Genomic DNA, 2,845 nt, shown 5'->3' with positions numbered 1-2,845 from the left:
GCAGGCCGGCGCGACGATCGCGCCCTCCAATGCCGAGGCGCTGGCGGGTGCGGCTGTTGTCCTGAAGGTACGCCGCCCGCGGGCGGACGAGCTTTCTGCCTATCCCAGGGGCGCCCTGGTGCTCGCCATCATGGACCCCTACGGCCAGCACGAGGCGCTCGCCGCTTTGGCGCAGGCGGGCGTCTCGGCCTTCGCCATGGAACTGATGCCGCGCATCACCCGGGCGCAGGTGATGGACGTGTTGTCCTCCCAGGCCAATCTCGCCGGCTATCGGGCGGTGATCGATGCCAGCGCCGAATTCGGCCGGGCCTTCCCGATGATGATGACGGCCGCCGGCACCGTGCCCGCCGCCAAGGTCTTCGTGATGGGGGCTGGCGTCGCCGGCCTGCAGGCCATCGCCACGGCACGGCGCCTGGGCGCGGTGGTCACCGCCACCGACGTGCGCCCGGCCGCCAAGGAACAGGTCGCCTCGCTCGGCGCCAAGTTCGTCGCCGTCGAGGACGAGGAATTCAAGCAGGCCGAGACATCAGCCGGCTATGCCAAGCCGATGTCGGCGGAATACCAGGCCAAGCAGGCCGCCCTGGTGGCCGAGCACATCAAGAAGCAGGACATCGTCATCACCACTGCTTTGATCCCCGGCCGGCCCGCCCCGCGCCTGGTCTCGGCCGAGATGGTGGTCAGCCTCAAGCCCGGCTCGGTGCTGGTCGACCTGGCGGTGGAACGCGGCGGCAATGTCGAGGGCGCCCGCCCCGGCGAGGTCGTGGTCACGCCGGGCGGGGTCAAGATCATCGGCCATCTCAACGTGCCCGGGCGCCTGGCCGCCTCCGCCTCCTCGCTCTATGCCCGCAATCTCTTCGCCTTCGTCGAGACGCTGGTCGACAAGAAGGACAAGGTGCTGGCGCCCAATTGGGAGGACGAGCTGGTCAAGGCCACCCTCCTCACCAAGGACGGGGCGGTGGTGCATCCTTCCTTCCAGCCGCAGCCGGCCTGACGGATCTTTGGCGGGCGGGTCTTCAGCTCCATCGAGAGATGGAGCGGGGGCCCGCCTGAAACGGACTGCATCTCATCAAGAGGCGGATCTGAAGGTCCGCCCCCAATCAGATCCATCCCATCGAGGAAGACCGACATGGCCGACACGCCCCAAGAGCTTCTCGACAAGGCCCAGGCCGCCGCGCAGGCTGCCGGCGAGGCCGCCAGACATGCCCAGGACTATGCCGACCAGCTCGCCGCCACGCTGGGGGGCGTCGCCCATGCCGCCACCGGCGGGGCGATCGATCCCTTCGTCTTCCGCTTCGCCATCTTCGTGCTCGCCATCTTCGTGGGCTATTACGTGGTGTGGTCGGTCACCCCCGCCCTGCACACCCCGCTGATGTCGGTGACCAACGCCATCTCCTCGGTGATCGTGGTCGGCGCCCTGCTCTCGGTCGGCGTCGCCCTGGCCGGGGACGAGAGCGGGCCGTGGTGGGCCCGCGGCTTCGGCTTCCTGGCTCTGGTGCTGGCCTCCATCAACATCTTCGGCGGCTTCCTGGTCACCGAGCGCATGCTGGCCATGTACAAGCCCAAGGACAAGACCAAGAGCATCGGGGCCAAGCCGGCCGCCGGCGCCGGCCAGTGAGGAAGCGTCCATGTCCGTGAATCTCACCCAATTCCTCTATCTCGTCGCCGGCGTGCTGTTCATCCTGGCGCTGCGCGGGCTGTCCTCGCCGACCTCCTCGCGCCAGGGCAACCGCTTCGGCATGATCGGCATGGGCCTGGCCGTGCTGACCACGCTGGCGGTGTCGCCGCCCTCGGGCGTGTCGGGCTGGCTCCTGGTGGTCGCAGGCCTTGCCGTCGGCGGCGGGCTCGGCGCGGTGGTGGCCAAGCGGGTGGCGATGACGGCGATGCCGCAATTGGTGGCCGCCTTCCATTCGGGCGTCGGCCTGGCCGCGGTGTTCGTGGCCGCCGGCGCGCTCTATGCCCCCGCCGCCTTCGGCATCGCCCATGGCGGCGGGATCGAGGCCCAGTCGCTGGTGGAGATGTCGCTGGGCGTGGCCATCGGCGCCATCACCTTCACCGGCTCGGTGATCGCCTTCGCCAAGCTCAACGGCAACATGTCCGGCGCGCCGATCATGCTGCCCAGCCGCCATGTCATCAATGCGGCCCTGGCCGCCCTGCTGGTCGCCCTGATCATCGCCTTCGTGCTCTCGGCCAGCCATACCTTGTTCTGGCTGATCGTCATCGCCGCGCTGGTGCTGGGCGGGCTGATCATCATCCCGATCGGCGGGGCCGACATGCCGGTGGTGGTCTCGATGCTCAACTCCTATTCGGGCTGGGCGGCGGCCGGCATCGGCTTCACCCTGGGCAATCTTGCTTTGATCATCACCGGGGCGCTGGTGGGCTCCTCGGGTGCCATCCTGTCCTACATCATGTGCAAGGGCATGAACCGCTCCTTCATCTCGGTGATCCTGGGCGGGTTCGGCGGGGATGCGGCGGCGGCCGCCGGCGGCGGCAAGGGCCCGGAGACGCGCCCGGTCAAGCAGGGCTCGGCGGACGATGCCGCCTTCATCATGAAGAATGCCGGCAAGGTCATCATCGTGCCCGGCTACGGCATGGCGGTGGCGCAGGCCCAGCATGCCCTGCGCGAGATGGCCGACCAGCTCAAGGAGGAAGGCGTCGACGTCTCCTATGCCATCCATCCCGTCGCCGGCCGCATGCCCGGGCACATGAACGTGCTCTTGGCCGAGGCCAACGTGCCCTATGACGAGGTGTTCGAGCTCGAAGATATCAATGCCGAGTTCGCCCAGGCCGACGTCGCCTTCGTCATCGGCGCCAACGACGTCACCAACCCCGCCGCCAAGACCGACCC

The 2,845-nt window shown here is 68.8% G+C and carries 3 protein-coding genes; all 3 read left to right on the top strand.

Going from position 1 to position 2,845, the window contains the following annotated elements:
• Positions 1-991: NAD(P) transhydrogenase subunit alpha (locus tag U1R88_RS35270; RefSeq protein WP_322435528.1), on the top strand; the 991-nt coding region annotated here is incomplete at its 5' end.
• A 135-nt stretch (positions 992-1,126) separates the two neighbouring features.
• Complete coding sequence (locus U1R88_RS35265; RefSeq protein WP_322435527.1) at positions 1,127-1,615, top strand: NAD(P) transhydrogenase subunit alpha part 2; 489 nt, start codon at positions 1,127-1,129, stop codon at positions 1,613-1,615.
• Positions 1,616-1,625: 10 nt separating this feature from the next.
• On the top strand, positions 1,626-2,845 hold a 1,220-nt coding region (locus U1R88_RS35260; RefSeq protein ID WP_322435526.1), incomplete at its 3' end, for an NAD(P)(+) transhydrogenase (Re/Si-specific) subunit beta.

It is taken from the genome of Labrys sedimenti (assembly GCF_034424805.1).
Taxonomy (GTDB): Bacteria; Pseudomonadota; Alphaproteobacteria; order Rhizobiales; family Labraceae; genus Labrys; species Labrys sedimenti.
The sequence above is the reverse complement of the archived record's forward strand: the minus strand, read 5'-3'. Positions and strand labels throughout refer to the sequence as shown.